Annotated in this window: 3 protein-coding genes and 3 pseudogenes; 3 read left to right on the top strand and 3 right to left on the bottom strand. The window is 51.0% G+C overall.

Annotated elements, in window-relative coordinates; genetic code table 11:
• A pseudogene (locus tag EI969_RS14280) lies at positions 1-338 on the top strand (hypothetical protein); the annotation flags it as partial.
• Between the two features lie 51 nt (positions 339-389).
• Here EI969_RS14280 and EI969_RS14275 read toward each other — a convergent pair.
• Positions 390-778: pseudogene (locus tag EI969_RS14275) on the bottom strand (SDR family oxidoreductase).
• Between the two features lie 265 nt (positions 779-1,043).
• On the opposite strand from EI969_RS14275, the gene EI969_RS30265 reads away from it, so the two are divergent.
• Positions 1,044-2,408, top strand: coding sequence for a hypothetical protein (locus EI969_RS30265; RefSeq protein WP_178120676.1), 1,365 nt, complete (start codon positions 1,044-1,046; stop codon positions 2,406-2,408).
• 176 nt (positions 2,409-2,584) lie between these two features.
• Here the strand turns inward: EI969_RS30265 and EI969_RS14265 are convergent.
• Positions 2,585-3,132 (bottom strand): annotated as a pseudogene (locus tag EI969_RS14265) (SDR family oxidoreductase); the annotation flags it as partial.
• Between the two features lie 121 nt (positions 3,133-3,253).
• Here EI969_RS14265 and EI969_RS14260 point away from each other — a divergent pair.
• Positions 3,254-4,264 (top strand): hypothetical protein, encoded by a 1,011-nt coding sequence (locus tag EI969_RS14260; RefSeq protein ID WP_160388374.1) that lies wholly within the window; start codon positions 3,254-3,256, stop codon positions 4,262-4,264.
• 148 nt (positions 4,265-4,412) lie between these two features.
• Here EI969_RS14260 and EI969_RS14255 read toward each other — a convergent pair.
• A partial coding sequence (locus tag EI969_RS14255; RefSeq protein ID WP_160388373.1) for an SDR family oxidoreductase occupies positions 4,413-4,885 on the bottom strand: 473 nt, incomplete at its 5' end.

Raw genomic sequence — 4,885 nt, 5'->3', positions numbered from 1 at the left:
AAATTGATGTCAGCTATAACGTAGCCGGCAAAAATGTAGAAATGATTGATGGTGTTGGTGAGGCCACTATTGGGGATTGGGGCAAGCATATTTTTTTAGTTAACGCATCGCCAGAAATGGTAGGCGATACTGTGGAGATTGAAGGGGGTGGGTTTCTATCAGTTCAGCCGAGGCTGCCTGCCAGTTATATCGTCGGACCCGGTTCAATGGTGTGGCGAATGGATGTGGCAAAAAATATCTATTCCTGGCCGAGTGAGTTTTTGTTTAGATTTTCAGGTGTTGGCGATCATGTTGATGTCGTTAATGTCCATATCAATGAGAGTGCCAATCAGGTGTAAATTTGCGTTGAACAAAAAAGGCAGCTAGCGCTGCCTTTTTAAGCTGCTGATTCAGGACAAAAAACCACCATCCACATTCAATGAAACCCCGGTGGTGTAGCTGGAGGCGTCACTTGCCAGGTACAGCACCGCCCCCGCCATTTCACTCGGATCCGCCACTCGCTTGAGCGGAATCTGCTGCAAAGCGGTGTTCAGGATGGCTTCGTTCTTCACCATGCCGAAGCAAACTTGGTGTCGGTCAGGCCCGGCAGCAAGGCATTGCATCGAATCCCGAACTGCGCACATTCCTTGGCGAACACTTTGATCAGGTTGATCACCGCCGCCTTGGTCACCGAGTAGATGCCCTGGAAGATCCCCGGCGAAACGCCATTGATTGATGCAACGTTGATGATGCTGCCGCCGCCGTTTTCGCGCATCAGCTTGCCGGCTTCGACTGACATGAAGAAGTAACCGCAGATATTGACGTCGACGGTGTTCTGCAAGGTGCTGGCTTCACCGATGTATGGCAAGCACCGGATACGAAAGTGACCCCGTTACCGAACCAAGCACTGATTTCAATCTGTGCATGTCTTTGATAGGGAAATTGGGTTTTTATCGCAACTTGTTCTAGTTGATCTGTCATTTATGACAGTTTCAACTTTGTCGGCTTTCCCTAATAGTTAACGGACTGTTTTTTATGTCCATTGCGCAAAAGGAATCGTCGTCATGACCACCAAGTCAAACGCTGTAGCCACTGTATCAAACCCTTGGGAACGAGCCACCTTGTGGATCAACGATAAGCAGGTGGAATGGGGGGCGGAACTTGTTTTGCTCCGTGGGGAGGAGAACGATGTAACCGTAGAGGCCCCACTTGAAATCGCCAGGACGCTCAAAATGGGGCTGGTTAACAGTGGCGGTTTGAACATCACGGCATCGCCGGTTTTTGACGAATCGGTGATTCCCGCCAATGGCAAGTTCAATTGGAAGATTACGCCGGGCGTTGGCAAGAGCGGTCGTATCACCCTGAGTTTTTACAACACGGACGTGTTCGTGCCGTGGGAGCACCGAAGCCTGGTGATTTCGAGCAATCTGGCGGATGAAGCAGAGGTGAAGATTGGCGGCGCCGTTGTACCTCCCGGGGGCAATTGGTTTATTCGGGATAAAGCACAAACGGTCACATTGACCCCCCTACCAGGCAGTCCGCTGGCCGGTCTTCCGATTACGCTGACTTGCGAAGTCAAAAGCGGGCTTGTTGATGAAAACGTGGAGAGTGCGCCAAACTTCGGCAGTGAGCAAACCACGTATAGCTGGGCAGTGACGGGAAACACTAGAAGCGGTATTTTCCAGTTGTCATTATCGGGCAAGGGTATGGCTACGCCGATTACATTGCTAAACAGTACCCTATTGTCAAATAACCTTTCTGACGAGGCAACGTTTTTGTTGGGCGGAGCAACCATTCCCGATGAAGGTGCGATATTTTTTGGCGGTGATACAAAGGAGTTGAAGTTGACGTATAAAAACGGCGGCTTTTTATCCCGCGCCCCTTTGAGGCTGAGTATGGAGCCGAAATCTGGACTTTCTCCGAACGACATCTCCAGCGCACCTCCACTTATGCAAGTTGTGACAGCCCATAATTGGTTGGTCACAGCTGCGGAGGCTAAATGGGGGGCATTTGACTTGGTGGCATCATTCGATGACGAAAGGGCTGAGATTAGGTCTCCAACCCTCCAGCTAATGGGAGATATTCGAACGGAGCTTGAGTTCTGGTTCAAGGGGCGTCTGATTAACCCAAGTGGTGTTCACCATCCATCCAGGGGGGGCAATTCGACCTTGATGCTTAAGCTTAAGCCAAGTAGTGTTATCGAAACTCTTCAAGTCAAAGTGGAAATTGGGAGATTTCCAAACGGAACCGTGCGGATGACGCCGAATTTTGGAGTCGTACAAACAGTAGATTCAGTAACAGGCGCAAGCTGGACTATGTTTTGCGGAAGCGATCCTAGAGACCATGGCATATTTTCATTGCTGTTCAAATTCATTGATCCCGCGCTGCCTGATTTGGAGATGGTTTGTACAGTGGACGAAATTGGTTAATATCATCGAACAAATCTGCAAATCCCCCAAGGTAGCCAAACAGCTAATGTCGACCCGCTAAGGAGCCAAGACTGTAGGAGCCAGGTAGGAGCCGCAAGCCGGCTCCTACTTCTATGGTTACCTTTTTTCATTTTAACTGGGTGTCTTTAGGCCAACTGACCGTCTTTGACCCAAACTCAGGACAAAAACCCACCATCCACATTCAACGAAACCCCGGTCACATAACTTGAAACATCGCTAGCCAGATAAAGTACTGCCTTCGCCATCCCACTCGGATCCGCCACGCGCTTGAGCGGAATCTGCTGCAAAGCGGTGTTCAGGATGGCTTCGTTCTTCACCAGTGCCAAAGCCTTGGTCACCGAGTAGATGCCCTGGAAGATGCTCGGTGAAACACCGTTGATCGAAGCGACGTTGATGATGCTGCCGCCGCCGTTTTCGCGCATCAGCTTGCCGGCTTCGACCGACATGAAGAAGTAGCCGCGGATGTTCACGTCGACGGTTTTCTGAAAGGCGCTGAGGTCGGTGTCCAGTACGTTGCAGAACGGCGGGTTGGTCGCGGCGTTGTTGAACAGGATGTCGAGGCGGCCGAACCGTTCCTTATGCCGGCGAAGCCTTGGCTGATCTGTTCCATTTCGCCGATCTGGCAGGCACTGAATACGAGAGTGAGCCCGCTTGCGAGTGGAGCACGGATTGCATTCTCTATATGACTTTTGATACGAGAGCTTGGGTTTTTATCGCACCATGTTCTAACCGACCTGTCAGTTATGACAGTTTCCAGAGTGCCGACTTTTCCTGATAGTTAACGGACGGTTTTTTATGTCCATCGCTGAAAAGGAATCGTCGTCATGACCGCCGAACTAAACGCTGCAACCGCCGCAGCAAGCCCTTGGGAACAAGCCACGTTGTTGATCAACGGCAGCAAAGTGGAATGGGGGGCGGAGTTCGTTTTGCTCCGTGGGCAGGAGAACGATGTGACGGTGGAGGTTCCACCCGCGATCGCCGGGGAGCTCAATCTGGGGCTGACTGAGGGTGGCGGTTTAAACATCGTTGCATCGCCGAATTTTGACGATTGGGTGGCTCCCGTCGATGGCCAGTTCCATTGGAAGATCACGCCGGACGCTGGCAAGAGCGGTCGTATCACCCTGGTGTTTTTCAGCAGGGAAGTGGTTGAACCGTGGGAGCGCCGTAGCCTGGTGATTTCGAGCAATCTGGCGGATGAGGCCGACGTGAAAATTGACGATAGAACCGTACCTCTCGAAGGGAATTGGTTTTTCTGGAATGTACCGAAAACTATCACGTTGGTAGCAAAACCTGGCAGCCCACTGGCGGGTCTACCCGTCCAGTTGAATTACAAGATAAAAAGTGGTCTTAATCCACTTAACCTGGAAAGTGCTCCGGCATTTGAGAGTGAGCAAACAACTCATAGTTGGAAGGTTTTCGGAAAGTCCAGGAAGGGCACTTTTCAACTATCTTTGTCGGCAAAAGGCGTGCCCACTCCGATCACGGTTACGACCAGTAAATTGCTATCAGACAATCTTGCCGACGAAGCCGATGTGAGGATAGACAACATGCCTATTACTGATGAAAGTAATTTATTTATCCGGGACAAACCAAAAATCGTGGAATTAATACCGAAATTAGACAGTCCCATGAGAGGGTTAGAGTTCAAGATTGGAGCTGTAGTTGTTAGTGGTCTCGATAATGGAGATTTAGTAAGCGTGCCAGGCTTTAGTGTCGAGGGTAAAACTTTTAGATGGGGGGTTACCGGGAGGAACAATGCTGGTGCTTTTCAGTTGACAATATCATGCCGAGGTATGACTACACCTATTACTCTACCGATTAGCACTTTGCAGTAGTAGAACCGAGATGACTTGAGTTTGATCAAGTCCTGTGCTGCCTGATCCTGATTGGCAGTAGTCGGCAATGTGACGCGCAATCGCCCTCAAAGCGATCTTGAAAGAAAGGCGGCTAAACAACTGCCTTTCTTTCACTCGGAAATGCGAATCAGGACAAGAACCCACCATCCACATTCAACGAAACCCCAGTCGTATAACTCGAAGCATCACTCGCCCAATAAAGCACCGCTCCCGCCATTTCACTCGGATCTGCCACTCGCTTGAGCGGAATCTGTTGCAAAGCCGTATTCAAAATAGCCTCGTTCTTCGCCGGTGCCGAAGCGAACCTGGTGTCAGTTAAACCCGGCAGTAAGGCATTGCACCGAATCCCGAACTGCGCACATTCCTTGGCAAACGCCACGTTGATGATGCTGCCGCCGCCGTTTTCGCGCATCAGCTTGCCGGCTTCGATGGACATGAAGAAGTAGCCGCGGATGTTCACGTCGACGGTTTTTTGGAAGGCGCTGAGGTCGGTGTCCAGCACGTTGCAGAACTGCGGGTTGGTCGCGGCGTTGTTGACCAGGATGTCGAGGCGGCCGAACTGTTCCTTGATGCCGGCGAAGACCTGGCTGATCTGTTCCA

It is taken from the genome of Pseudomonas sp. PB101 (assembly GCF_009764265.1).
Taxonomy (GTDB): Bacteria; Pseudomonadota; Gammaproteobacteria; order Pseudomonadales; family Pseudomonadaceae; genus Aquipseudomonas.
This window is presented reverse-complemented; position numbering and strand designations above follow the sequence as displayed.